The sequence below is a fragment of the Mesorhizobium sp. M1399 genome (assembly GCF_040317735.1).
Taxonomy (GTDB): domain Bacteria; phylum Pseudomonadota; class Alphaproteobacteria; order Rhizobiales; family Rhizobiaceae; genus Mesorhizobium.
On sequence record NZ_JAMYKZ010000016.1, the window covers coordinates 106703 to 131292 of the forward strand.

18 protein-coding genes, 1 tRNA gene and 1 pseudogene are annotated in these 24590 nt (G+C 62.7%); 10 read left to right on the plus strand and 10 right to left on the minus strand.

All coding sequences use genetic code 11. The annotated features are described in order from the left end of the window. Window positions 1-3: 3 nt before the first annotated feature. The 4 genes from NKH05_RS25605 to NKH05_RS25620 all read right to left on the minus strand — a co-directional run bounded on the left by NKH05_RS25605 (window position 4) and on the right by NKH05_RS25620 (window position 10469). Window positions 4-1503 carry a helicase HerA domain-containing protein gene (locus NKH05_RS25605; RefSeq protein ID WP_352495732.1) on the minus strand — a complete coding sequence of 500 codons (1500 nt, stop codon included), beginning with the start codon at window positions 1501-1503 and terminating at the stop codon, window positions 4-6. 202 nt (window positions 1504-1705) lie between these two features. Beyond that, on the minus strand, window positions 1706-2593 hold the full coding sequence (locus NKH05_RS25610) for an alpha/beta fold hydrolase (RefSeq protein WP_352640724.1): 888 nt from the start codon (window positions 2591-2593) through the stop codon (window positions 1706-1708). Between the two features lie 78 nt (window positions 2594-2671). Continuing rightward, complete coding sequence (locus NKH05_RS25615; protein WP_245278536.1) at window positions 2672-4711, minus strand: PAS domain-containing hybrid sensor histidine kinase/response regulator; 2040 nt, start codon at window positions 4709-4711, stop codon at window positions 2672-2674. Between the two features lie 52 nt (window positions 4712-4763). After that, entirely contained in the window at window positions 4764-10469 is a 5706-nt protein-coding gene (locus NKH05_RS25620; protein WP_352483997.1) for a HAMP domain-containing protein, read from the minus strand. 186 nt (window positions 10470-10655) lie between these two features. Here NKH05_RS25620 and NKH05_RS25625 point away from each other — a divergent pair, with 186 nt between their 5' ends. Continuing rightward, on the plus strand, window positions 10656-11063 hold the full coding sequence (locus NKH05_RS25625) for a hypothetical protein (RefSeq protein WP_023718016.1): 408 nt from the start codon (window positions 10656-10658) through the stop codon (window positions 11061-11063). A 1286-nt stretch (window positions 11064-12349) separates the two neighbouring features. Then, on the plus strand, window positions 12350-12547 hold the full coding sequence (locus NKH05_RS25630; protein ID WP_031193688.1) for a hypothetical protein: 198 nt from the start codon (window positions 12350-12352) through the stop codon (window positions 12545-12547). A gap of 131 nt (window positions 12548-12678) precedes the next feature. Here the strand turns inward: NKH05_RS25630 and NKH05_RS25635 are convergent, their stop codons facing one another. The 3 genes from NKH05_RS25635 to NKH05_RS25645 all read right to left on the minus strand — a co-directional run bounded on the left by NKH05_RS25635 (window position 12679) and on the right by NKH05_RS25645 (window position 13730). Next, window positions 12679-12882, minus strand: coding sequence for a hypothetical protein (locus NKH05_RS25635; RefSeq protein WP_352548929.1), 204 nt, complete (start codon window positions 12880-12882; stop codon window positions 12679-12681). Window positions 12883-13102: 220 nt separating this feature from the next. Further along, window positions 13103-13178 (minus strand) — tRNA-Ala (locus NKH05_RS25640). Window positions 13179-13340: 162 nt separating this feature from the next. Then, entirely contained in the window at window positions 13341-13730 is a 390-nt protein-coding gene (locus NKH05_RS25645) for a TIGR02300 family protein (protein ID WP_023676282.1), read from the minus strand. A 194-nt stretch (window positions 13731-13924) separates the two neighbouring features. Between NKH05_RS25645 and aroA the strand changes: the two genes are divergently transcribed. The 4 genes and pseudogenes from aroA (at window position 13925) to rpsA (ending at window position 18141) form a co-directional block, all read left to right on the plus strand. After that, entirely contained in the window at window positions 13925-15283 is a 1359-nt protein-coding gene (gene aroA, locus NKH05_RS25650; protein WP_353005351.1) for a 3-phosphoshikimate 1-carboxyvinyltransferase, read from the plus strand. Next, window positions 15280-15558, plus strand: a pseudogene (locus NKH05_RS25655) (DUF6881 domain-containing protein); the annotation flags it as partial. The gene aroA and the pseudogene NKH05_RS25655, both read left to right, overlap by 4 nt. Window positions 15559-15588: 30 nt before the next feature. Then, on the plus strand, window positions 15589-16239 hold the full coding sequence (cmk, locus tag NKH05_RS25660) for a (d)CMP kinase (protein ID WP_023718022.1): 651 nt from the start codon (window positions 15589-15591) through the stop codon (window positions 16237-16239). 204 nt (window positions 16240-16443) lie between these two features. Next, window positions 16444-18141: a 30S ribosomal protein S1 gene (rpsA, locus tag NKH05_RS25665; RefSeq protein ID WP_023676278.1), complete on the plus strand. Its 1698-nt coding sequence runs from the start codon at window positions 16444-16446 to the stop codon at window positions 18139-18141. A gap of 89 nt (window positions 18142-18230) precedes the next feature. On the opposite strand, the gene NKH05_RS25670 is transcribed toward rpsA, so the two are convergent. From NKH05_RS25670 to NKH05_RS25680, 3 genes are read right to left on the minus strand one after another with little or no spacing between them, the layout of a single operon-like run. Then, window positions 18231-18938, minus strand: a complete 708-nt coding sequence (locus tag NKH05_RS25670; RefSeq protein WP_353026351.1) for an SDR family NAD(P)-dependent oxidoreductase — start codon at window positions 18936-18938, stop codon at window positions 18231-18233. 57 nt (window positions 18939-18995) lie between these two features. Continuing rightward, a complete protein-coding gene (locus NKH05_RS25675) occupies window positions 18996-20576 on the minus strand; it encodes a 5-guanidino-2-oxopentanoate decarboxylase (protein WP_352495727.1) in 1581 nt (526 codons plus the stop codon). Then, window positions 20573-21421 carry a dimethylarginine dimethylaminohydrolase family protein gene (locus NKH05_RS25680; protein WP_031193690.1) on the minus strand — a complete coding sequence of 283 codons (849 nt, stop codon included), beginning with the start codon at window positions 21419-21421 and terminating at the stop codon, window positions 20573-20575. The genes NKH05_RS25675 and NKH05_RS25680 overlap by 4 nt, the downstream gene beginning before the upstream one ends. Window positions 21422-21639: 218 nt before the next feature. Between NKH05_RS25680 and NKH05_RS25685 the strand changes: the two genes are divergently transcribed. From NKH05_RS25685 to NKH05_RS25700, 4 genes are all read left to right on the plus strand, one after another. Further along, window positions 21640-22449, plus strand: coding sequence for an ABC transporter ATP-binding protein (locus NKH05_RS25685; RefSeq protein WP_353026353.1), 810 nt, complete (start codon window positions 21640-21642; stop codon window positions 22447-22449). Between the two features lie 54 nt (window positions 22450-22503). After that, window positions 22504-23298, plus strand: coding sequence for a transporter substrate-binding domain-containing protein (locus NKH05_RS25690; protein WP_352483947.1), 795 nt, complete (start codon window positions 22504-22506; stop codon window positions 23296-23298). A 125-nt stretch (window positions 23299-23423) separates the two neighbouring features. Continuing rightward, window positions 23424-24155, plus strand: a complete 732-nt coding sequence (locus tag NKH05_RS25695; RefSeq protein ID WP_036244431.1) for an ABC transporter permease — start codon at window positions 23424-23426, stop codon at window positions 24153-24155. Continuing rightward, window positions 24155-24590: ABC transporter permease subunit (locus tag NKH05_RS25700; protein WP_353026355.1), on the plus strand; the 436-nt coding region annotated here is incomplete at its 3' end. The genes NKH05_RS25695 and NKH05_RS25700, both read left to right, overlap by 1 nt.

The following is a 24590-nucleotide window of genomic DNA, read 5'->3' on the forward strand; positions in this document are numbered from 1 at the left end:
GCCTCACCCCACCGCACTCCGCTGCTCCGCCTCCACCGCATTCGGATCGCCCGGCGCCGTCGCCCAGGCCAGCTCCACGAGCGTCACCGTCCGCCGTCCGCCCCCGTCAAGCTGACACACGATCAGCCTCTGCTCCTCGATATAGGTCAGCAGGCGCCGTGCGCGGCGTAGCGAGTGCGAGCCGTAGGCGCGGGCGATCGCGGCGTCGCTCGGGCAGGGCCAGCCTTCCTTCGCCGCGCGGGCGATCATCATGAAGACGCCTTGCATGTCCTCGGGCAGCAGCGAGGCGCGCGCCGAGACGTCCTGCCAGGCATCGTCGCCTATCATGTCGGAGCCGAGCCCGGCGCGGGCGCGCGTCAGCATGCGGCGGAACTCCGGCAGGTCCGGCACGACCGAGGCGAGGCCTTCTATGCGGCAGCGGACGACGAACTCCTGATAGAGCACGCCGATGACGCGGAAGCCGGCATCGGGCTGCGCCAGCACGGCGCGCAGCACCCGGTCGACGCGCTCGCGCCGCTCCGCCAGATCCTCGGCGCTGATCGGCGGCTCCACCGGTTCGGGGCGGATTTCCAGCGCCGCCGATTTCGCCGCCATCAGCTGATCGAGCAGGTCCGGCGAGGAGCGGCGCTGCGGCCGGACGGTTTCCGGCGGCGGGGCCGCCAGGATGATCGCGCGGGCATCCTCCAGCGCCGATTCCGGCAGCGGCATCAGGCGCGGGGTCGCGTTGCGCGGACTCGTATCGGTCGGGCCGATGCGCAGACCGAGCGGACGGCGCGACAGCGCCGGGCCGAGCGCCATGAACTGCCCGCGCTCGAGGTCGCGAAAAGCCTCCGCCTGGCGCCGCTCCATGCCGAGAAGATCGGCGGCTCGCGCCATGTCGATGTCCAGAAAAGTCCGGCCCATGAGGAAATTGGAAGCCTCGGCGGCGACGTTCTTGGCGAGCTTGGCCAGCCGCTGGGTGGCGATGATGCCGGCCAGCCCGCGCTTGCGGCCACGGCACATCAAATTGGTCATGGCGCCGAGCGAGAGTTTGCGCGCCTCGTCGGAAACCTCGCCGGCAACCGCCGGCGCGAACAGCTGCGCCTCGTCTACCACCACCAGCATCGGATACCAGTGGTCGCGGGCGACCTCGAACAGCCCGCCGAGAAAGGCGGCGGCGCGCCGCATCTGGTTCTCGGCGTCGAGCCCTTCGAGATTGAGCACCGTGGAGACGCGGTGGATGCGCGCCCGCTCGCCGGCGCTCTGCAGGCCGCGCTCGGTATGCTCCTCGGCATCGATCACCAGATGGCCGAAACGGTCGCCAAGCGTGACGAAGTCGCCTTCGGGATCGATGATGGTCTGCTGTACCCAGGGCGCACTCTGCTCCAAGAGCCGGCGCAGCAGATGGGATTTGCCGGAACCCGAATTGCCCTGCACCAGAAGCCGCGTCGCCAGCAGTTCCTCAAGATCCAGCGCCGCCGGGGCGCCCGCGCTCGTCTGGCCCATCTCGATCGCAACGGTCATGTCCGACTCTCCTTGGGGAGAGGGCTTATCAACCGCATCACAGCCCGTCGAGCGCGCCATGGCCGGCGCTCCGTGTTGCGCACAGGCTGGATGCTGCTAGGGTCAAAGATACGAACGTACCGTTTCGATTCGAGACTGCCGCTAAGGGGTGGATTCCTGTCCTTGGCATCGGCAACCGGATCAAACCGATCGCCCAAAGCCTTCATTGACGCGATGGAGATCGAGCGGCCGAAGCCGGTTTTTTGCGGACATTTGCCCGCTCCTCCAGGTCTCGCCAGAAGCCAAGCACTGTCGCCACGATCGCTTCCGGCGCGTCCTCCTGCATAAGATGCTTCGCGTTCGGCACGACATGGAAGGAAGCACTCGAAATGCGGCGCGCGAGCTCGCGACCGTCATCGATGGGAATCCACTGGTCGTCCTCGCCCCACAGGATGGCAACGGGGCAACGAATCTCGCCGTAGCGCCACTCGACCTCTTGCGAGTATTTGTCATCCATCTGAGCGACCTGGCGCCAGAAAGCTTTTTGACCTTCGGCTCCCAGCCACGGCGCGAGGTAGAGCGCCATCTCTTCCTCGCGCAGCGCATTCGCTACGGCGGCGCCGATATAGGCGCGCAGGATTGCTTCATGAATGTAGTGCGGAAGGCCGGAAAAGACCGCCTCGTGTTTCTTGGCGGCCTGAACAAGTGGTGAGCCTTGCGGGCTGATTGCGACCGGATCGATCAGCACCAGCGACCGATAGTCGAGCCCATTGAGCAAATGACCGCGTAACGCTGTTGAGCCGCCGAAATCATGCGCGACGACATCGGGGGCACGCAGGCCCCAATGATCGTAAAGGGCCGCGAAAAGCTCGTTCTGAATGCCACGAGACACGTCGCTATCGGGTTTATCAGATCGACCATAGCCGAGCATGTCAAAGCAATAGATTCGCCTCTGTTGGCCGAGCAAAGGCGCAATTCTACGCCATGCCGACGATGAGAAAGGCGTGCCATGCAGCAATACCGCGGGTGAGCCCTCGCCCATCGCGCCCCAGGCGATCGAGTTCCCTTGAAAGGTGAAGCGTTCAGGAAGAGGCCAGTCCGCTGTCGCCATCAGTCTCTCCTCCGATCCTAGCGCAGCCAGAGACCTACCCAACGGCAACCCATGGATCAGGTTCCAATGGTCCGCCTTTCACCGGCTGGCCTGCTTGGCCCTCGGCGATCCGGCGCGCGCAGCCGCTGCAAGAATGCTCTCCATCAGGTCCTTTTCGCGCAGCGGTTTGCCGAGCAGCGGCACGTCGGGGGGCCGGTCGGCGATCGCGTCGGCGTCGGCATATCCGGTTATCATCACCGCCGGCCAATCGGACCGCAGATTGCGGGCGAACCGGATGACCTCGAGCCCCGAGACGAGCGGCATGGCAAAATCGGTGACGATGACATCGAAATCGTACGGCGCCCGCTCGATCATCGCCAGCGCTTCCGCACCGCCCCCGGCGCAGGTAACCGCAAAGCCATGTTGGCGAAGCGATTGCGCCGTCAGTTCCCGCAGTACATTGCTGTCGTCAATCAGCAGGACCGACGGATAGTCCTCGCCGGCATTCACGACGGTGTTGTCGGCATCGGACTTGTCGGCGATTTCCACCGGGCGCTCGATTGAACGCGGCAGCCAGAGCTGGACGGATGTTCCACTGCCGACGGTGCTCTCAATGCGGAGCGTGCCGCCCGATTGCTTGACGAAGCCATGCACCGTGCTCAGACCGAGGCCAGTGCCCTTGCCGACCGGTTTTGTGGTGAAGAACGGTTCGACGACCTTGGCGAGAATGTCGGCCGGTATGCCCGACCCCGTATCCTTGACGGTGACCACGACATAGTCGCCCGCCGAAATATCCTCGGCTGCACTGCCTAGCGTTCGATTTTGCGCCTCCACGATTATCGTGCCGCCGGACGGCATGGCATCGCGCGCGTTGAAAACCAGGTTCATCAGCGCCAGCTCCAGCTGGCCGGCATCGACATGCGCCGGCCACACCGTGTCGTCGACAAGCCAATCGAAACGGATCAGGCCGCCCAGAACCGGGGCCACCAACCCGTTCATGGTGCCGCCAAGCGCAGCGAGGCGCACGGCCTGCGGCCTCAGTGTCTGGCGGCGCGAGAACGCAAGCATGCGGTTGACGAGCTCGGCGCCTTGTTTTGCCGACCGGCGCGTCAGTTCCAGAACTTGCCTGGCCTGTCCATCGAACTCGGCGTGGCGCTCGAGCAATCCCAATCCGCTGAGAATTGCGGCAAGCAGATTGTTGAAATCATGCGCCAGGCCGCCGGTAAGCTTGCCAATCGCGTCGAGGCGCTGCGATTGCAGCAGCTGGTTCTCAAGCTCGCGCCGCTCGGTAACGTCCAGCAATGTGCCGAGGATCTCGGGCCTCTGGCCATCGGAACCGTTCGACAGGACGCCCTGGTCGAGGAAAATCCGGTAATTTCCGTCGGCGCATTGCCAGCGGAATTCGCAGGTGTAGGAGCCGATGGCCTTGGCTGCGAGCAGGGCTTGCCTCACTCTCGGCAGATCGTCGGGATGAACCCGGCTTAGGCCGAAGCCTGGATCGGAGGTCAGCCGTTCGGCAGGAAAGCCGGTCAAGCGTTCGACCCCTTCAGTCACAAAGCTGGCGCCGAACGGCGGCTCCGCCGCCCTTGCGTGGAAGCAGACCGGAAGAGAGCTCAAAATGGCATGCTGCCGCTCCTGGGCGCTACGCAGCGCCCGCTCGGCCTCGAGTTTTTCCTGCTGCGCCTGCAGTGCCTGGGCCAGCAGCCGTTGCTCGGCAGCCGCCTTTTGCTGGATTTCGAGCGTCTTCTCATGAAGTTCGACGAACACGGCTACCTTGGAACGCAGCATGGCCGGGTCGAAGGGCTTGAACACGTAATCCACCGCGCCGGCGTCATAGCCGCGCAGCATGTGGGCGTCTTCCTTGTTGATGGCGGTGAGAAAGATTATCGGCGTTCGCCTGGATTGCTCGCGCTGGCGAATCAATCCAGCGGTCTCGTAGCCGTCCAGCCGAGGCATCAGCACATCCAGCAGGATGACTGCGAAATCCTCTTTCAGCAGAGCGCGCAGCGCCTCTTCGCCCGACTGCACGCAGACGACTTCGCCGACAGGGGCCAGAACCTCGCCGATCGCCAGCAGATTGCGCTCGTCGTCATCCACGGCCAGGATGCGCGCCTTTGCCGGCCCTGTCGCCGGGGCCATAACCTCCAGCTTCCTCGCTCCGTTTCTCGACAGTTTCTGCATCGAGCGGCCGTCAGTTCACTGCCATGAGCGTCTTTTCCGGACGATGGACACGGGATCGCGAGCGGCCGATCCAGACACGCAGCAAGGCCAGCAGCAGGTCGAGGTCGACCGGCTTGGCGATATAGTCAGAGGCGCCGGCGTCGAGGCACTTCTGCCGGTCGCCCTTCATTGCCTTGGCGGTAACCGAGATCAACGGGATATGGGCGATTGCCGGCATGCCGCGGATCTGCCGCATCGTCTCGTAGCCGTCCATCTCCGGCATCATGATATCGATCAATGCGGCGTCGATATCCGGGCTCTGCTCCAGAAGCGCAATACCTTCCCTACCGCGCTCCGCGTGCAGCACCTGGATGTCATAGGTCTCAAGAACGCTGGTGAGCGAATAGATGTTGCGGATGTCGTCGTCGACGATGAGGACCTTTGCGCCGGCGAGGTCGAATTTATCCGGCTGTTCGGCTGCCGAACTGTCGTGGCCTCGCCCCGGGAGCGTTGCGGATATCAGGAGAGCCAGCTGCGCGAAATTCTCCGCCCGCGGAACGTCCGCCAATGCCGGATGCAAGGCGAGCGACTGTTGCAGCGCTTCCGGATGCGGCGCGAAGAACAACAGTCGCGACACGGACTGCCCGAACAGGACGGCAATCTCATCCAGCATCTGGGCGTTGTCCTTGGCCGAGCGGCCAAGGCCGAGCACAACGGCATCATAGCCGGCTATGCCGATGTCGTCGGCATTCGCCGCGACGCGGCCGATCGCGGTGACCGAGGTGACGCCGTCGCGGATCGCCTCGATCAACGAGAGACGGCGCTCGGGATCGGTATCGGCAATCAGAACGCGGCGCTGGACGCGGAGCTTTCTGGAGTGAATGTCCTGGAAGACCTTCATCAGTTCGTCCGCCGACACGGGCTTGGTTGAAATGGTGGATGCGCCCTTGCGGGCAAGCACCTCGATATCTTCGGCACCCGAGATGACATGGACGGGAATGTCCTTGGTTTTCGGGTCATGGCGAAGCAGATCGAACAACACCCAGCCGTCGATATCCGATAGTCCGAGATCCAGCGTGATCGCATCGGGAACCAGCTTGCGGGCCAAAGCCAGCGTGCCAGAGCCCGCGGTCGACAGGACGCCCTTCAGCCGGGCCGAACGCGCCAGGCCGAGCAGCAAACCGCCAAAGGTCGGGTCGTCCTCGACGATCAGCACGACCCTATCTTCCGGTGAGATCGTATCGCGGTCATCAAGCAATTCGGAGGATGGCGGGCTCGGCTGCGCCGTCGTCGCGACCACCTCCATCGCCGGCAGCAAGGCCGCTTGCGGGGCCAAGGCCATCCGAGGTCCGTCGAACGGGATGACCAGCGTGAACGTCGAACCCTTGCCCGGCGTGCTCTCGACCCGCAATTCGCCGCCGATCAGCCGGGCGATCTCCCGGCTGATCGAGAGCCCAAGCCCGGTGCCGCCATATTTGCGACTGGTGGTGCCGTCGGCCTGCTGGAAGGCCTCGAAAATCAGCTTCTGCTTGTCCTGCGGAATACCGATGCCCGTATCGGTGACCGCGATAGCGAGCGCTTCCATCGGTTGCACCGAGCCGTTGTGACGGCCAGTCTTTTCGGCCCGGAAATTCAAGCTGACTTCGCCCTCGGAGGTGAACTTGAACGCGTTCGACAAGAGGTTGAGCACAATCTGCTGCAAGCGCTTCTCGTCGGTGCGGACGGTCTCCGGAAGCTCGGGATCGACGTTGATGGCGAAGCCAAGCCCCTTGTCGGTCGCCAGCTGCCGGAAGGTTCGCTCCATATGCTGGCGAAGATGCACCACCGGCATGTCGTTGATATCGATCGAGACGGTACCCGATTCGATCTTCGACAGATCGAGGATATCGTTGATGAGGCTCAAAAGGTCGGTGCCGGCCGAGTTGATGGTGCGCGCGAACTCGACCTGCTTGTCGTTGAGATTGCCTTGCTGGTTGGTTGCGAGCAGGTTTGAAAGGATGAGCAGCGAGTTCAGCGGCGTACGCAGTTCGTGGCTCATATTGGCGAGGAATTCCGACTTGTATTTCGAGGTAAGCGCCAGCTGCTCGGCCTTCTCCTCCAGCGCACGGCGCGCCATCTCGATTTCGAGGTTCTTGTTCTCCACCTGCTTCTTTTCGTTCTCGAGCAGCTGCGCCTTTTCCTGCAGCTCCTCGTTGGTGGCGTGCAGCTCTTCCTGCTTTTTGGTCAGCTCGGTCTGACGCGCCTGCAGCTCCGAGGTCAGCAGCTGCGACTGCTTGAGCAGGCCTTCGGTGCGCATGGTGGCGGCGATGGTGTTGAGAACGATGCCGACGGATTCCATCAGCTGGTTGAGGAATGACTGGTGCGTGTCGCGGAATTCGCTGAACGAGGCGAGTTCGATGACGGCCTTCACCTCGTCCTCGAACAGAGCCGGAAGAATGATCACGTTGGCCGGCGCGGCATTGCCAAGGCCCGACGTGACGCGCAGGAAATTCGGCGGCACATTGTCCAGCATGATGGCGCGCTTGTCGGCGGCACTTTGCCCGACAAGGCCTTCGCGCAGATCGAGGCGTTGCTTGATCTCCGCCTTGCTTTCGGCGCCATAGGAGGCGGCGAGTTCCAGATAGAATTCATCCTCGTCGCGGTTGGTCACGTAGAACACGCCATATTGCGCATTCACCAGCGGCGCGAGTTCGGACATGATGAGACGCGAGACCGTTGCCAGGTCGCGCTCGCCCTGCAGCATGCGCGAGAACCGGGCGAGATTGGTCTTCAGCCAGTCCTGCTCGGCATTCTTCAGCGTCTGGTCCTTCAGATTGCGGATCATCTCGTTGATGTTGTCCTTCAGCGCCGCGACCTCGCCGGAGGCCTGGACGCTGATCGAGCGGGTCAAATCGCCCTTGGTCACCGCAGTCGACACTTCGGCGATGGCGCGCACCTGGGTGGTCAGGTTGGCCGCAAGCTGATTGACGTTGTCGGTCAGGTCGCGCCAAAGGCCGGCGGCGCCGGGCACGCGGGCCTGGCCGCCGAGCTTGCCTTCGATGCCCACCTCGCGGGCGACGTTGGTCACCTGATCGGCGAAGGTCGCCAACGTCTCGATCATGCCGTTGATGGTGTCGGCGAGCGAGGCGATCTCGCCCTTGGCATCGACCGTCAGCTTGCGCTTGAGATTGCCTTGCGCGACCGCGGTCACGACATCGGCGATGCCGCGCACCTGGTTGGTCAGGTTCGTCGCCATCAGGTTGACGTTGTCGGTCAGGTCCTTCCAGGTGCCGGCGACGCCCTCGACCCGTGCCTGGCCGCCGAGCTTGCCCTCGGTGCCGACCTCGCGGGCGACACGCGTCACTTCGCCGGCAAAGGAGTTCAGCTGGTCGACCATGGTGTTGATGGTCGATTTCAGCTCCAGGATCTCGCCCTTGACGTCGACGGTGATCTTCTTCGACAGGTCGCCGCGCGCCACTGCGGTGGTGACCTCGGCGATGTTGCGAACCTGGCCGGTCAGGTTCTCGGCCATCGAATTCACATTGTCGGTCAGATCTTTCCAGGTGCCGGCAACGCCGCGCACCTGCGCCTGGCCGCCGAGCTTGCCCTCGGTGCCGACCTCGCGCGCCACGCGCGTCACTTCCGAGGCAAAGGAATTCAGCTGGTCGACCATCGTATTGATGGTGTCCTTCAGCTCGAGGATCTCGCCGCGCACGTCGACCGTGATCTTCTTCGACAGATCGCCAAGCGCCACCGCAGTCGTCACCTCGGCGATGTTGCGCACCTGCCCGGTCAGGTTGGCGGCCATCGCATTGACGTTGTCGGTCAGGTCCTTCCAGGTGCCGGCAACGCCGCGCACCTGCGCCTGGCCGCCGAGCTTGCCGTCGGAACCGACTTCGCGCGCCACGCGCGTCACCTCGGAGGCGAAGGAATTCAGCTGGTCGACCATCGTGTTGATGACGTCCTTGATCTGCAGGATCTCGCCCAATGCATCGACCGTGATCTTCTGGGTGAGGTCGCCGGTCGCAATTGCCGTCGCCACCTTGGACACGTCGCGCAACTGCACGGTCAGATTGCCGGCCATGGCATTGACGTTGTCGGTCAAATCTTTCCAGGTGCCGCCGACACCCTCGACATGCGCCTGGCCGCCGAGCTTGCCTTCCGATCCCACTTCGCGCGCCACACGCGTCACTTCCGAGGCGAAGGAATTGAGCTGGTCGACCATCGTGTTGACGGTGTCCTTGAGCTCCAGGATTTCGCCCTTGACGTCGACGGTGATCTTCTTCGACAGGTCGCCGCGGGCCACGGCGGTCGTCACCTCGGCAATGTTGCGCACCTGGCCGGTCAGGTTGGCGGCCATCAGGTTGACGTTGTCGGTCAGATCCTTCCAGGTGCCGCCGACGCCCTTCACCTCGGCCTGGCCGCCGAGCTTGCCTTCGGTGCCGACCTCGCGCGCCACACGCGTCACTTCCGAGGCGAAGGAGTTCAATTGGTCGACCATCGTGTTGATGGTGTCCTTGAGCTCGAGGATTTCGCCTTGCACGGCGACGGTAATCTTCTTCGACAAGTCGCCCGAAGCAACCGCGGTCGTCACCTCGGCGATGTTGCGGACCTGGCCGGTCAGGTTCTCGGCCATCGAATTGACGTTGTCGGTCAAGTCCTTCCAGGTGCCGGCAACGCCGCGCACCTGCGCCTGGCCGCCGAGCTTGCCCTCGGTGCCGACTTCGCGGGCGACGCGCGTCACTTCGCCGGCAAATGAGTTCAGCTGGTCGACCATGGTGTTGATGGTTGATTTCAGCTCGAGGATCTCGCCCTTGACGTCGACCGTGATCTTCTTCGACAGGTCGCCAAGCGCCACAGCAGTGGTCACCTCGGCGATATTGCGCACCTGGCCGGTCAGGTTCTCTGCCATCAGGTTGACGTTGTCGGTCAGGTCCTTCCAGGTGCCGCCGACACCTTCGACGCGCGCCTGGCCGCCGAGCTTGCCTTCTGTACCGACCTCGCGCGCAACGCGCGTCACTTCCGAGGCGAAGGAATTGAGCTGGTCGACCATCGTGTTGATGGTGTTCTTGAGCTCGAGGATTTCGCCCTTCACATCGACGGTGATCTTCTTCGACAGGTCGCCGGAAGCGACGGCGGTCGTCACCTCGGCGATGTTGCGCACCTGCCCGGTCAGGTTCGTCGCCATGGCGTTGACGTTGTCGGTCAGGTCCTTCCAGGTCCCGGCCACACCTTTCACGCGGGCCTGGCCGCCGAGCTTGCCTTCGGTGCCGACCTCGCGCGCCACGCGCGTCACCTCCGAGGCGAAGGAGGCCAGTTGCCCGACCATGGTGTTGACGATCTTGCCGATGCGCAGGAATTCGCCGCGCAACTGCCGGCCGTCGATTTCGACCATCATCGTCTGCGACAGGTCGCCTTTGGCGACCGCGCCGATGACGCGCGCCACTTCGGCCGTCGGCTGAACCATGTCCTCGATCAGATCGTTGACGGAACGGACGCTCGATTCCCAACTGCCGGTAGCGTTGCGGACACGGCCGCGTTCGCCGATCCGGCCATCCTTGCCGACGACCTTGCTGAGGCGTTCGAACTCGCGCGTGACCTGATCGTTGAGTTCTACGATTTCGTTGAAGGTGTCGGCGATCTCGGAATCGAGGCCGGTGTAGACATTATCGATGCGAACGGAGAAATCACCGCTCCGAAAAGCCTTCAGCGCGTTCAGTATTTGACGGTGGTCCAATTGCCTTGTGGATGCAAGCACGCTCACAGCGCCCCTCCCAGCTCACGGATTTCTTGAATGTCTTGGTGAAACTGTCCCCTGCGGCCGACACAACTCCCCGCAAGCGCAATAACGCGGCATGCTCGATTTGGTTCCAGACGAAATTGCCGCTATGCGGCAGGAATTTCGCAGCCGCATTCACGAAACGACGAGCAACAAAGATCCATAATGGTTGTATCGATCACTATTTATGCCAAACGGAACATCTCGAAAAAACTCTCGTTGGGTATAGATCGCGATAGAGCGATGCAACTCGATGGAGACACTAAGATGATGAAAATTCTCTCTGCATTCCTACTTGCTATCGGCCTGGCCACATCTGCCATGGCACAATCGATGGGCTCCGGGACCGGTAGCGCCGATGGCAATACCGGCGTCAACACAGGCACTTCCGGCGGCAACATCGGGACCGGCAGCGCAACTACCCCGAACACGATCGATCCGAACGCAACGAACGCCACCACGCCGCAGACAAACGGTATGGAGGACCGCTGCAAGGATACGGCGGGCAGCGATACCGACAACAATACCCCCAGCGGCGCCATGACGTCGGATATGCAGAACTGCAACAAGTAACGGAGTTTTGCTCAGCGGTCATTTCAGCCCGCTGCCTGGTTCAGACCCGGCGCTCGCGGTTCAAACCACAGCCAGAAAAATGCACTGACCGGGCACGGGCTCACTACTTTTGGACCGGCGAGCCCAAGCCGGGCGGCCGACTACACTAGTCTCAGCTAGGTTCCGCGATAGGCGGCGGGCAGCCCGGGAGCGCAAAGAGTGGGGGAGTCATTTCCAAGCCAGTTATATGCGACGATGGCTTAGTCCAATTTAATGGACGATTTCGGTTAAGCGCTGCAACTGATAAAACAGTTAGGAAACAGTTGGCACCCTCGCTGAAAACAGCGGCGGAACAGTGTCCGATGCGCACTGAAAACAGTGAAGGAACAGCGACCCGGGCAAGGGAATTTCATGCCTGAAAACAGACCGGAAACAGACGGGACGCGACCCTGGATTCTGGCGCACTATATCCAGACTCCAATAGCGCGCGACGAATGGGATTCGCGACCAGTACGCGCGCCAGGGGGAGTTAGCTCAAAGAACCTGTATTAGGTGGCAGTTAGATAGTGTCTCAGTTTGAAATTTTGCCGCTCGCCGCTCGCCTGTCGCACCGCGCACGGCGCACGACCGGCCGAACCAAAGAAGAGGCGCGCTCCCTTGTTTCGCGCCGTATCCCCATCTAGCCTGCACTACTTTCAGTTGTGGGGATCGGGTATGAAACAGAATCAGGTTGGCACTCGGCGATCATTCGCAGGCAACGCATTGGCCATCGGGCTTTTGATGTCGAGCATATCTCTGGCAGGGTGCACTACAGTTTCGACTAGCGGCGCGGATGGATGGCTTACGAAGCGAACTGCTTACGGGGTTTCCGACGCAATGGCTAAGAAGGGCATGATGCCCGTAGCCGTCGACTGCCGGTTCGATAGAACAGATCCGGACAATGCGGCCTTTGGATCCAAGGTTACGTGGAAACCTGCCCCACCAAACTTCCTCTGGCAGTGGCATGTCGGCTATCCCGATTACGTTGCGACGAAGGAAGCTAGATCACGCGCAATGGGCCTCCATCGCGTGTTTTCGAAAAGGGTTCGTGATCAGGCAACGGGTCAAGTGGTTCAGTGTTCGATCTGGACGAATTGAAGCCGCTCGGCCTCGGCCCAAAAGGGAATCGATTCCGGCTTGGGGGTGACTACCGATAAACGCGATTATCGCTGGCGTCCGTCACAGCTGAAGAGGGAACCGATGGCAGAAGCTCAGCACATCACGAAGATCGTCGACGGCGTGGCAGCCTACGACTCGGAGAAAGCGAAATGAGCCACCAAGCTGCAATAATGCGAGCACTTCTCGTTGGCATCCCTTTCCTGATTCTTATGGCGTTTCTGCTTTGGATGGCAAACCGCTCAAGGATCGTCATGGCAAACGCCGCGAAAGAGATCGCCAAAGAAATTCGGGAAAATACGGCAGCGGTGAAGGCTCTTAGCGAGCGTATCGACAAAATGAAGCGTTAGTCCAAAAGACCGATTTTCATGTGGCGATACCGGGCGCCGTCGAGCCACCGCATCCAATTGGCCGGTATAATTAGCGGTATCCCGGTCGACCGCTGCAGCTGAAAACAGTTGGGGAACAGTAGCTTCGGACCTCAGTCTTGGCTCGGCTTACCAGACATGCGGTTGTCGATATCAGTCAACTTGGTCAAGATGCCTTCTTGCGCCTGCACCATCGCTTGCTGAACGTGGATGAGTTTGAACGTGAGCCAGATAGAAACCCAAAGGCTTGCTGCGAGATAAATCAGCATCGGCATCCAGGAGATGAAGATCCCGAGCAGCGAGTTTTCCGATTCCATATTGCCCCCACATACGATGTTGCCGCGATATCCTTGCCGCCGGGCGTGCATGAACGCAAGCTACTGGCGCCAAGATCGATATCTCGTCCACCGCTGTCAGGCATTGCTGCTTCGGACCTGAAAAATGTTTTGTGCGGTGCGCTGGCGGTGCCCCGGACCTTTCCAAGGCAAGGCCCCTGAGGGGGTGGAAACTAATTTTCTGAAAACGTGAAAGAACTTTTGGTGGAGCCAATCGGAATCGAACCGACGACCTCTTGAATGCCATTCAAGCGCTCTCCCAACTGAGCTATGGCCCCACTCCGGCAGTTCGCCGGCGCCGTTTCCGGCGAAGAGATCCGGCGCGGGTTGAGACCGCGTCGTTAGTGCAGGCGGCTTCTAACCCCGCCTTCAGTCAATATCAAGCCTTCAAGAACCGCTTTTTCTAGGCAGCGCCGCGAAAGCCGGCGAATGCGGTTCGCTCAGACTTCGTCGTCGTCTTCGCCGACGCCGATCATGTCGGCAACGTCGTCGTCTTCTTCCTCCTCGTCGGCAAGGAACGTGTCATCCTCGTCATCGCCAAGGTCAACGTCGTCCTCGTCATCGCCGAGATCGGGAAGCTCGTCGGCCTTCGCGTCCTCGTCCGCCTCTTCGAGAGAGACGACCTCGACGCCCTCTTCCTCTTCGGCGTCCACTTCCTTCTCGGCAACTTCCTCTTCCTCCTCGAGGGCGGCTATCTTGCCTTCCTCGAAATAGGAGCGCGGATAGCTCTTGCCCGTGTAAGGCGAGACGATCGGGTCCTTGTTCAAGTCATAGAATTTTCGACCCGTCTCCGGGTCGATGCGTTTGGTGCCAAGTTCGGGTTTTGCCACAGCAAGCCTCGTCGATGAAAGTTTGGTCCCCTTAACCAGAGTTTACGGCGCTGTCAAAGCGAAAAGCCGGCGTCCCAAAAAGCTTGAATTCGAAGGCCTTCGTACCAAGGGGATGACCATCTCGATCCGCCATGATAGGAGACCGCGCAAACCACAAGAAAATGGCCGGCCGCCGGCGTTTCCAGGAAAGAACCATGTCGCACACTGCCGCCCCGAAGCAGGCCACCGCCCGAAAATCATCTGGTCTTTCCGGCGCGGCACGGGTGCCGGGCGACAAGTCGATCTCGCACCGTTCCTTCATGTTTGGCGGGCTGGCCTCCGGCGAAACCCGCATCACCGGACTACTGGAAGGCGAGGACGTGATGCGTACGGGCGCTGCCATGAAGGCGATGGGCGCTCATATCGAGAAGCATGGCACTGAGTGGGTGATCCGCGGAACCGGCAATGGCGCGCTGCTGCAACCGGAGGGCCCGCTCGATTTCGGCAATGCCGGCACGGGCTCCCGCCTCACCATGGGCCTGGTCGGCACCTATGACATGGAAACCACCTTCATCGGCGACGCCTCGCTGTCCGGCCGGCCGATGGGCCGCGTGCTCGAACCGCTTCGCCAGATGGGCGTGCAGGTGCTGAAGGCGACACCCGGCGACCGCATGCCGATCACGCTGCGCGGGCCCAAGCACGCCGCGCCGATCACCTACCGCGTGCCGATGGCATCGGCGCAGGTCAAGTCGGCGGTGCTGCTGGCGGGGCTGAACACGCCGGGCATCACCACCGTCATCGAGCCGGTGATGACGCGCGACCACACCGAAAAGATGCTCAAGGGATTCGGCGCCAATCTGTCGGTCGAGACCGACGAGCGCGGCGTGCGCCACATTTTCATCGAAGGCCAGGGCAAGCTCACCGGCCAGACCATCGCGGTGCCTGGCGACCCCTCCTCGGCCGGCTTTCCGCTGGTGGCGGCGCTGATCGTGCCGGGCTCGGACATCACCATCGAAAACGTGCTGATGAACCCGACGCGCACGGGGCTTCTTTTGACGCTGCAAGAAATGGGCGCCCGGATCGACATTCTCGACCGCCGCAATGAAGGCGGCGAGGATGTTGCCGACCTGCGCGTGCGCTATTCCGAACTGAAAGGCGTCACCGTACCGCCCGAACGGGCGCCGACCATGATCGACGAATATCCGGTGCTTGCCGTGGCGGCCAGCTTCGCCGAGGGCGAAACGCTGATGCTTGGCCTGGAAGAGCTGCGCGTGAAGGAATCCGACCGGCTGTCGGCGGTGGCCGAAGGGCTGAAGCTCAACGGTGTGGACTGCAGCGAAGGCGAGGCCGCGCTTGTCGTGCGCGGAAAACCGGGCGGCAAGGGCCTCGGCCAGCATCCCAACGGACAGGGCACCATCGTCCAGACCCATCTCGACCACCGCATCGCCATGAGCTTCCTGGTGATGGGGCTGGCGACGGAAAAACCGGTAACCATCGACGACCAGGCGATGATCGCAACGAGCTTTCCGGAATTCATGGGGCTGATGAAGGGGCTGGGTGCGGAGATCGAGTGAGATACTTTTACGTTCATTGGAAACATCGCATACCGGGGGAGCCGTCCCATCTCTGGTATGAAGTTGCCGACGACAATTTCCAGAACCGGACTATCGAGTTCTATACCGATGGCTCCGTGGGTTTTGCCATTCGCGGCGCTGCCCTCGACGGGTCGGAGGATATCGAGATCGGGGGCACCAGAAATTCCGTAGAAGGCTTTCCCGATCTCACAGAGATCAATTCCGACAATCAGTTCGAGGCCTCGGAGGTCAACGCGGTTGACTTCGAGCGCCGATGGAGTGAGGCACTTGCATCGAGGTTTCGAATGACGACAGGCTTCACCATCGCCATCGACGGCCCTGCAGGCGCTGGAAAGGGCACCCTTGCCCGACGGCTCGCCGATCACTACCGGCTAAACCTGCTCGACACCGGCCTCACCTATCGCGCGGTGGCGCACTCGCTGCTCCGGCTCGGCCTGCCGCTCGACAATGTCTCGGCCGCTGAAACCGCGGCTCGTCAGGTCGATCTGGCAAAGCTCGACCGCGCCGTGCTTTCGGCACACGCCGTCGGAGAGGCTGCCTCGAAAGTGGCTGTCATCCCGTCGGTGCGGCGCATCCTGGTCGACAAGCAGCGCGACTTTGCAAAAACCCCGCCGGGCGCGGTGCTCGACGGCCGCGACATCGGCACTGTCGTCTGTCCCGATGCCGACGTAAAACTCTATGTCACGGCCAGTGCCGAGGTGCGGGCAAAGCGGCGGCTGGACGAAATCGAGAGCATCGGCGGCACTGCCAATTTCGATGAAATCCTTGCCGATATCGTGCGTCGCGACGAGCGCGACATGGGCCGCATGGACTCGCCCTTGAAACCGGCAGCCGATGCGCACTTGCTCGACACGTCGGAAATGGCTATAGAAGCCGCGTTTCTGGCAGCTCGGGCGATCATCGATGACGTCCTGGCCAAGAGAAACGAAGCCTGAGCCGGGTTTTCCTGCCGCCGCCGATTGCCGGCGACAAAAAGAATTCCCATATCGGGCATGGACCAGCCTGCCAGCATTCTTCATGCGCCGGAATTGCCGCCCAAAGGCGGCCAGGGCTTTTTGCCCGGAACGCCGGCAGGCCAACGCAACGCTAACCCACGGCGCCCGCCCCGCGACAGATTGCGGGGCATTCCAGGAGAAACTATGTCAGTTGCAAATCCCACTCGCGATGATTTCGCGAGCCTGCTCGAAGAATCATTTTCCGCCGGCCATTCCGGCGAAGGCCAGGTCGTCAAGGGCATCATCACCGCCATTGAGAAGGACATGGCCATCATCGACGTCGGCCTCAAGGTCGAAGGCCGCGTGCCGCTGAAGGAATTCGGCGTCAAGGGTAAGGACACGACGCTCAAGGTCGGCGACACGGTCGAGGTCTATGTCGAGCGTATCGAGAACGCGCTTGGCGAAGCCATGCTGTCGCGTGAAAAGGCCCGCCGCGAAGAGAGCTGGGTCCGTCTCGAAGAGAAGTTCACCAAGGGCGAACGCGTCGAAGGCGTCATCTTCAACCAGGTCAAGGGCGGGTTCACCGTCGACCTCGACGGTGCCGTGGCTTTCCTGCCGCGCAGCCAGGTCGATATCCGCCCGATCCGCGACGTCTCGCCGCTGATGCACAACCCGCAGCCCTTCGAGATCCTCAAGATGGATCGCCGCCGCGGCAACATCGTGGTGTCGCGCCGCACCGTACTCGAGGAAAGCCGCGCCGAACAGCGTTCGGAAATCGTGCAGAACCTCGAAGAAGGCCAGGTGGTCGAAGGCGTCGTCAAGAACATCACCGACTATGGTGCGTTCGTCGACCTCGGCGGCATCGACGGCCTGCTGCACGTCACCGACATGGCATGGCGCCGCGTCAACCATCCGACCGAAATCCTCAATATCGGCCAGACGGTCAAGGTGCAGATCATCCGCATCAACCAGGAAACCCACCGCATCTCGCTCGGCATGAAGCAGCTCGAGAGCGATCCGTGGTCCGAGATCGGCACCAAGTTCCCGATCGGCAAGAAGATCAAGGGTACCGTTACCAACATCACCGACTACGGCGCATTCGTCGAGCTGGAGCCGGGCATCGAAGGCCTCATCCACGTTTCGGAAATGTCGTGGACCAAGAAGAACGTGCATCCCGGCAAGATCCTGTCGACGACGCAGGAAGTCGACGTGGTGGTGCTCGAAGTCGATCCGGCCAAGCGCCGCATCTCGCTCGGCCTCAAGCAAACGCTGGAGAACCCGTGGGAGGCCTTCGCGCGCAGCCATCCGGTCGGCAGCCAGGTTGAGGGCGAGGTCAAGAACAAGACCGAGTTCGGCCTGTTCATCGGCCTCGAAGGCGATGTCGACGGCATGGTCCACCTTTCCGACCTCGACTGGACCCGTCCGGGCGAGCAGGTGATCGAGGAGTACAATCGCGGCGACATGGTCAAGGCGCAGGTGCTCGACGTCGACATCGACAAGGAGCGCATCTCGCTCGGCATCAAGCAGCTGGCCAAGGACACGGTCGGCGAAGCGGCGACGTCAGGCGAACTGCGCAAGAACGCAGTCGTCACCTGCGAGGTTATCGGCGTGAAGGATGGCGGTCTGGAAGTGCGGCTGGTCGACAGCGGCATCGAGACCTTCATCAAGCGCTCCGACCTCAGCCGTGACCGCGACGAGCAGCGCCCCGAGCGCTTCACTGTCGGCCAGAAGGTCGACGCCCGCGTCATCGCCTTCGACAAGAAGACCCGCAAGCTGCAGGTCTCGATCAAGGCGCTGGAAATCGCCGAAGAGAAGGAAGCGGTCGCCCAGTACGGTTCGACTGACTCCGGCGCTTCGCTGGGCGACATCCTGGGTGCCGCGCTGAAGAAGCAGGGCAGCTAAGCCAACACTGCGCCTCGCGCAGGTTGTAAACGAAACAAAAAGCCCCGCCGGAGCGATCCGGCGGGCCTTTTTTGCACCCGACCTGAATTTCAGGCCCTGCCGTAAAGCGGCACCAGCGTGCCGCTCATCGCCAGATTGGCCGGCGAAGCGAGGTAGGCAATGGCCTCCGCGGCTGCTTCCAAGCTGACCCATTTGCTGAAATCGGCGCCCGGCATGTCAGCCCGGGTGGCCGGCGTGTCTAGGGTCGAGGGCGCCACGGCGTTGACCAGTATGCCCTTGCCCTTCAGCTCTTCGGCCATCGCCACGGTCATCGCGGCGACCGCCGCCTTGGCGGCAGCGTAAGCCACCTTGCCGGAGCCGCGCCGCGGATCGAGCCCGGCTCGCGCGGTGACATTGACGATGCGGCCCGATACGGAAGATTCCAGCATCGAGCGTATCGCCGCGCGGCAGCACAGGAAGGTGGTGCGGGCGTTGGTGTCCATCATCTCGGCAAAGGAGGCGGGCTCGATCTTCTCGACCGGTGCGGCGGTGAAGCCGCCGGCCAGATGCACCGATGCCCACAAATCCGGAACGCTAGCATAGAAGGCATCGACCTTGGCAGGGTCGGCGAGGTCGACATTGTGCGCCAGCCTGACGCGGTCATGTGCCGGGAAGGGAAAATGGGCAGGCGCGGCAGCGTGGGCATTGGGCACATGGCAAATCGCGCCCTGCTCCAGCAGTTTCCCTACGACCGCGCCGCCAAGCGCCCCGGTGCCGCCGGTCACCACGATATGTCTGCCGTCCAGTGTTTCCGTCATATTCGACCGCTCCGTCGTTGCGCGCCGCCGATGCGGAAGGTCGCGCCTTTCGCGCAATCACTCAACCGAAATCTCGATGACGTAGGGTCGTCCAGCCGCCCGCGCGCGCCGTAGCGCGTCCGCCAAGCCGCCGGCGCCGGAAATCCGCTCGGCGGCAATGCCATAGGCTTCGGCCAATTTGCAGAAATCCGGCGGTGCCGGGGAGACGCCGACCGGCTCGACGCCGACATCGAGCATCGAGGTTTCGATCTCGCGGTAGCCGCGATTGTTCCAGACGGCGAAGATCACCGGCGCCGCCGCGTCGAGCGCGGCGCCCAGTTCCGGCAGGGTGAACTGGAAGCCGCCGTCGCCGGTGAGACAAACGACCGGCGCCTCAGGCCTGGCAAGGGCAGCACCGATCGCCGCCGGCGGGCCATAGCCGAGCGCGCCGAAGCCGGTAGCGGCGTTGAACCAGCCGCCCGGCCGGTCGTGATCGTAATAGAGGTTGGCGGCGTAGACCGGCTGGGTCGAATCGCCGACGATGATCGAGCCAGGCAGCGCATCACGGATCGTCTCGACGGCGCGCAATTGCGCCTGCATAGCTGGGCCAATCTCGGCAAAGGCCGCTTGCCGCGTCGCGGCCGCGAGAGCGGCGCCGTCGCCTGATTGCGCCTGGCCCATGCCGAGTTCGGCATGCAGCGCCTCGAGCGCTGCGCCACAATCGGCCTGGATCGAAATCCGGGCCGGCCGCCTGGTAAGTTGGTCGGCGCCGATGTCGATGCGGATCAGATTGGCGGGCAGGACAAAACCGCCGTCGCCATAGCCGTCATAATCGGTCGGACCGAATTCGGTACCGGCGGCGATGACCAGGTCGGCATCGGCCATCAGCGCACGCACCGCCTTCAGGCTGGGGCTGGCCGGCACGCCAAGCGGATGGCGATAGAGCAGGCCGCGCGCATTGGCGGTCTGGACGACCGGCGCTCCCAACCTCTCGGCCAGGCGCTGCAACGGCGCTTCGGCAGCTTTGGCGCCGCCGCCGGCCAGGATAAGCGGCCGGCGGGCGGCAGCGCAAAGCCTGGCTGCCTCAGCGATCACCGCGGCGCCCGGCTCGGGCGGGGCCGAATTCCGCAGCAGCGCCACGATGCCGGTGGCGGGCATGGTCATGACATCGGTCGGGATCTCGATATGCACTGGCCCCGGACGCGAGGATGAAAAAAGTGCAAAAGCGCGGGCGAGCACGCCGGGCAATTCGCCGGCCTCGGTGACACGGTGCGAAAACAGCGCCACCTTCTCCATCATGCCGCGCTGGTCCGGCAGTTCATGCAGATGGCCAAGGCCCTTGCCCAGCGTCGGCGTGGCGTTGACGCCCGAGATTACCAGCATCGGCACCGAATCGGCGCGCGCCTGGCCCATGGCGGTGATGGTGTTGGTCAGCCCCGGCCCGGTGATGACGAAGGCGACACCCGGCTTGCCGCTGGCGCGCGCATAGCCGTCAGCCATGAAGCCGGCGCCCTGCTCGTGGCGCGGCGTGACGTGACGGATCTTCGACCGCGCAAGCCCGCGGTAGAGCTCGACCGTGTGCACGCCGGGAATGCCGAAGACGGTGTCGACGCCGTGCGCTTCCAGCAAGGTGATGAGCGCTTCGCCGATCGTCGTCATTGTCTTAGCACCGGGCGCGTGAGGCAGGTTGGGCCGCCCTCGCAGGCAATGCACAGCGCATCGGCCTCGAATGTCGAGACCGTACAGCCGGCGGCCTGCATGGCAGCCGCCGTCTTCGGAAAACCGGCAACGGCGATAACCTGGCGCGGCGCGGTCGGCAGGACGTTCAGGCTGAGCCCGCTCGAGGCGAAGAATTCGTCGGCGTCGCCCTCGACCAGGCGAATGCCATGCGCACGCAGCATCTGGTGGAAGGCGACCGGCAGGAGCGGCCCATAGACCAGCGCCAGATCGTCGGCGAGCGGGCTGATCACCGACATCAGATGCAGGCAGGCGTCCTCGCCTTGCCAGAGCGGCAGGTCGAAGCCATAGACCTGGATGCCTTTGGGTGAAAGCAGGTTGGAGAGCTGCTGGATGCCGTGCTGATTGGTGCGTACGCCGCGGCCGACCGCCAGTGTGTTTGCATCCATCCACACGCAGTCGCCGCCCTCGACCTGGCCGGGAGTCTCGATACGGCCGAGGACAGGTATGCCCATGCGCCCATAAGCTGCCTCGTGCAGGCCGGGCTCGGGCCGGCGCAGCGCCTTGCCCATGGCAAGGATGACCGCGCCATGGTCGGTCATCAGCGAGGGATCGTGGGTAAAGACAGAATCGGCAAGCCCGTCATCGGCGTCGCTCAGCCATTCGATCTCGGCGCCTGAGCCGGAAATCAGCCCGGCCAGCGCTTCATGCTGGGCCGCCGCTTTTTGCGGATCGAAGCCGGGACCGTAGTGCCATTCCAGTGCTTCGGCCCGATGCATGGCGCTGGCGGCGGAGCGCATCAGCACGCGCTGCAGCGGCCCGGCCATCGACTGCGACCCGTATGCTTTGCCCACTAAATTCTCCTGAAACGCGCTCCCTCCTGCCAATAGCCACTCGGCAGGCCGTGATCAATGGTCCAAAAACTGCGGTTGACGGAGGCAAGCGGAACGGTCCATCTTGAGAATCGGAACGCTGTCCAGTGACGGGTAATGGGTAATAAATTCCAGCAAGGACTGCCTCGGCTGCTCCGCGGGGCACCGCGACGATGACAGCGCCGGCCACCGCCCTGAAGCATACGGTGCAGAACGGCGCCGCCGAAGCCATCCACGTCGAGAACCTGCACAAGAATTTCGGCAAGCTGCACGTATTGAAGGGCGTTTCGCTGTCGGCGCGCGATGGCGAGGTGATCGCCATCATCGGCGGCAGCGGCTCGGGCAAGTCGACGCTGCTGCGCTGCATCAATTGCCTGGAGAACCCGACCAGCGGCATCATCCGCGTCAATGGCGAAGAGATAAAGCTGAAGGCCGACAGCCACGGCCACACCGTGCCCGCCGACCGCAAGCAGATCGAACGCATCCGCTCCAAGCTCGGCATGGTCTTCCAGAACTTCAATCTTTGGAGCCACATGACGTTGATCGAGAACGTCATCGAGGTTCCCGTGCATGTGCTCGGCGTCAAGCGCGATGTAGCGATCGGCGAGGCGGAAAAGCTGCTCGCCCGCGTCGGCCTGGCCGAAAAACGCGACGTCTACCCCGCCTATCTGTCGGGCGGCCAACAGCAGCGCGCAGCGATAGCCAGGGCGCTGGCCATCAATCCGCGCGTCATGCTGTTCGATGAGCCGACCTCGGCGCTCGACCCGGAGTTGGTCGGCGAAGTGCTGAAGGTGATCGGCGGCCTGGCGCGCGAAGGCCGCACCATGGTGCTGGTCACGCATGAGATGAAGTTTGCCCGCGAGGTGGCGACGCATGTCGTCTATCTCCATAACGGGCTGGTCGAGGAAGAAGGGCCGCCGGAACAGATCTTCGGCGCACCAAAATCCGAAAGGCTGAAGCAGTTTCTGCGCAATGTTGGATGACTTGCGAGAAAAGCAGACGGGAACGTCAAAACCAAAAAACGGGAGAACTGAAAAATGAAACCTTTTCTCAAAACGGCGCTCGCGGCCACGCTGATCGCATTGTCGGGCGCATTTTCGGCAAGCGCCGAACAGATCAAGGTGGGTTTTTCGCCGGAAGCCTATCCGCCGTTTTACTCGCAGGATGCTTCCGGCAAGTGGGGTGGCTGGGAAGTCGACATCGTCAACGCCATTTGCGGCGAAGCCAAGCTGGATTGCGCATTGACGCCAGTCCCGTGGGACGGCCTCATCCCGGCGCTTAAAACCAAGAAGATCGATGCGATCATGAATTCGATGTCCATTACCGACGAGCGCAAGAAGGAAATCGACTTCTCCGACAAATACTATAACACGCCGACTGCGGTGATCGGCGCCAAGGATCAGAAATTCGATGCGACGCCAGAGGGGTTGAAAGCCAAGATAGTCGGCGTTCAGGCGTCTACGGTGCACGCCGCCTACGCCAAGAAGCACTTCACCGACGCTGCGGAAATCAAGGAATACCAGACGCAGGACGAGGCAAATCAGGATCTCGCCGCCGGCCGGATCGATGCCACTCAGGCCGATTCGATCGCGCTCGACGCGTTTTTGAAGTCGGACCAAGGCAAGGCGTGCTGCGACCTCAAGGGTTATGTCGCGCCGGACCTTGAAGTGCTCGGGCCGGGCGTCGGCGCCGGCATGCGCCAAGGCGACACCGAGCTCAAGGACAAGATCAATGCCGCCATCAAGGCCATTCGGGCCAATGGCAAATATGCCGAAATCACCAAGAAGTACTTCGATTTCGACATCTACGGCGAAGCGTCGCAGTCCAACTGACGGCAACGGCGTCAAGCCGGGCATGCCTAGCCGCCGTCGTCGCGGTGGGCATGTCGGCTTGACGCATCATTGGCGCCTCAACCCGCAAGTCCAGGGGACATAAGCTGAGCGACGTTCTCGCCACCATGTTCGGAGCCAGTTCGCTGGAATTGCTGTCCTTCGAACCGCCGAACGGCAGGGGTCTCAGCCTTCTGCATGGGCTGGCAAACTCCGTCGGAATTGCTTTCGGTTCCTTTGGGGTTGGTCTTTTGATCGGCGTCGGCGGCGCCTATGGCAAGCTCTATGGCGGGCCGGTGGTCCGTGACCTGCTGGAAGTTTACACCACAGTGGTCCGCGCCGTGCCCGAGCTGGTGCTGATCCTGCTGCTTTATTTCGCTGGTACCGACCTCATCAACCAGTTGCTTACCGCGCTCGGCTATGCCGCGATCGACATCAACGGGGTTGTCGCCGGCATAGGCGTGCTCGGGGTCGTGCAGGGCGCCTACTCCACCGAAGTCTTGCGCGGCGCAATCCGCGCCGTTCCGCAAGGCCAGATCGAAGCCGCGCGGGCCTATGGAATGCCTCCCGGCCTGCTTCTCAGGCGTATAACGCTGCCGGCGATGCTGCCCTTCGCCATTCCGGGGCTGGCAAATTTGTGGCTGATCGCCACCAAGGACACCGCGCTTCTCGCGATCGTCGGCGTCAATGAACTGACCCAAACCACACGGACGGCAGCCGGCGCGACGAAGGCTTATTTCACCTTCTTCATGGCGGCGGGCGCGCTTTATCTCGTTCTGACCCTCGTCTCCAACGTCGTCATCGGGCGGGTTGAGCGCTGGGCGCGACGCGGCATGCCGTCGATCGCGGGATCGCACTGATGGCGACCGAAACCCCGGTCATTGACGCCGTCGCACGGGCCTCGCTCTGGATGCAGCCACACCGCATAGCTCTGATCCTGATCGCGCTGGTTGTCGTACTGGCATCGATTTTCCTCATGCGCTGGGATTGGCTTCCCACCTATCTGCCGCTGGCTTTGCAAGGCATATGGCGGACCATCTGGCTGCTTGTGGTAACGTCGGCTCTGGGCATCGCGCTCGCCATCCCCCTCGGCCTGGCGCAGGTGATCGGCCCGCCGATCTTGAGCGTGCCGGCCAAGGTGTTCTGCACGATTGTTCGCGGCACGCCGCTGCTGCTCCAGCTCTGGCTGCTCTACTACGGACTGGGTTCGCTGTTTCCGCAATTTCCGTGGATACGCGAGTCGTTCCTCTGGCCCATTCTAAGGCAGGCATGGCCCTACGCCGTTCTTTCTCTGA

What these genes read in the sequence shown, in the direction of transcription:
- NKH05_RS25630 (WP_031193688.1), top strand. Translation starts at nt 12,350, where the DNA reads ATGAGCCACCAAGCTGCAATAATGCGAGCACTTCTCGTTGGCATCCCT.
- NKH05_RS25675 (WP_352495727.1), bottom strand. Translation starts at nt 20,576, where the DNA reads ATGACGACGATCGGCGAAGCGCTCATCACCTTGCTGGAAGCGCACGGC.
- NKH05_RS25695 (WP_036244431.1), top strand. Translation starts at nt 23,424, where the DNA reads ATGTTCGGAGCCAGTTCGCTGGAATTGCTGTCCTTCGAACCGCCGAAC.
- NKH05_RS25670 (WP_353026351.1), bottom strand. Translation starts at nt 18,938, where the DNA reads ATGACGGAAACACTGGACGGCAGACATATCGTGGTGACCGGCGGCACC.
- NKH05_RS25690 (WP_352483947.1), top strand. Translation starts at nt 22,504, where the DNA reads ATGAAACCTTTTCTCAAAACGGCGCTCGCGGCCACGCTGATCGCATTG.
- NKH05_RS25680 (WP_031193690.1), bottom strand. Translation starts at nt 21,421, where the DNA reads ATGGCCGGGCCGCTGCAGCGCGTGCTGATGCGCTCCGCCGCCAGCGCC.
- NKH05_RS25625 (WP_023718016.1), top strand. Translation starts at nt 10,656, where the DNA reads ATGGTTGTATCGATCACTATTTATGCCAAACGGAACATCTCGAAAAAA.
- aroA (WP_353005351.1), top strand. Translation starts at nt 13,925, where the DNA reads ATGTCGCACACTGCCGCCCCGAAGCAGGCCACCGCCCGAAAATCATCT.
- cmk (WP_023718022.1), top strand. Translation starts at nt 15,589, where the DNA reads ATGACGACAGGCTTCACCATCGCCATCGACGGCCCTGCAGGCGCTGGA.
- NKH05_RS25635 (WP_352548929.1), bottom strand. Translation starts at nt 12,882, where the DNA reads ATGGAATCGGAAAACTCGCTGCTCGGGATCTTCATCTCCTGGATGCCG.
- NKH05_RS25615 (WP_245278536.1), bottom strand. Translation starts at nt 4,711, where the DNA reads ATGGCCCCGGCGACAGGGCCGGCAAAGGCGCGCATCCTGGCCGTGGAT.
- NKH05_RS25685 (WP_353026353.1), top strand. Translation starts at nt 21,640, where the DNA reads ATGACAGCGCCGGCCACCGCCCTGAAGCATACGGTGCAGAACGGCGCC.
- rpsA (WP_023676278.1), top strand. Translation starts at nt 16,444, where the DNA reads ATGTCAGTTGCAAATCCCACTCGCGATGATTTCGCGAGCCTGCTCGAA.
- NKH05_RS25610 (WP_352640724.1), bottom strand. Translation starts at nt 2,593, where the DNA reads ATGGCGACAGCGGACTGGCCTCTTCCTGAACGCTTCACCTTTCAAGGG.
- NKH05_RS25605 (WP_352495732.1), bottom strand. Translation starts at nt 1,503, where the DNA reads ATGACCGTTGCGATCGAGATGGGCCAGACGAGCGCGGGCGCCCCGGCG.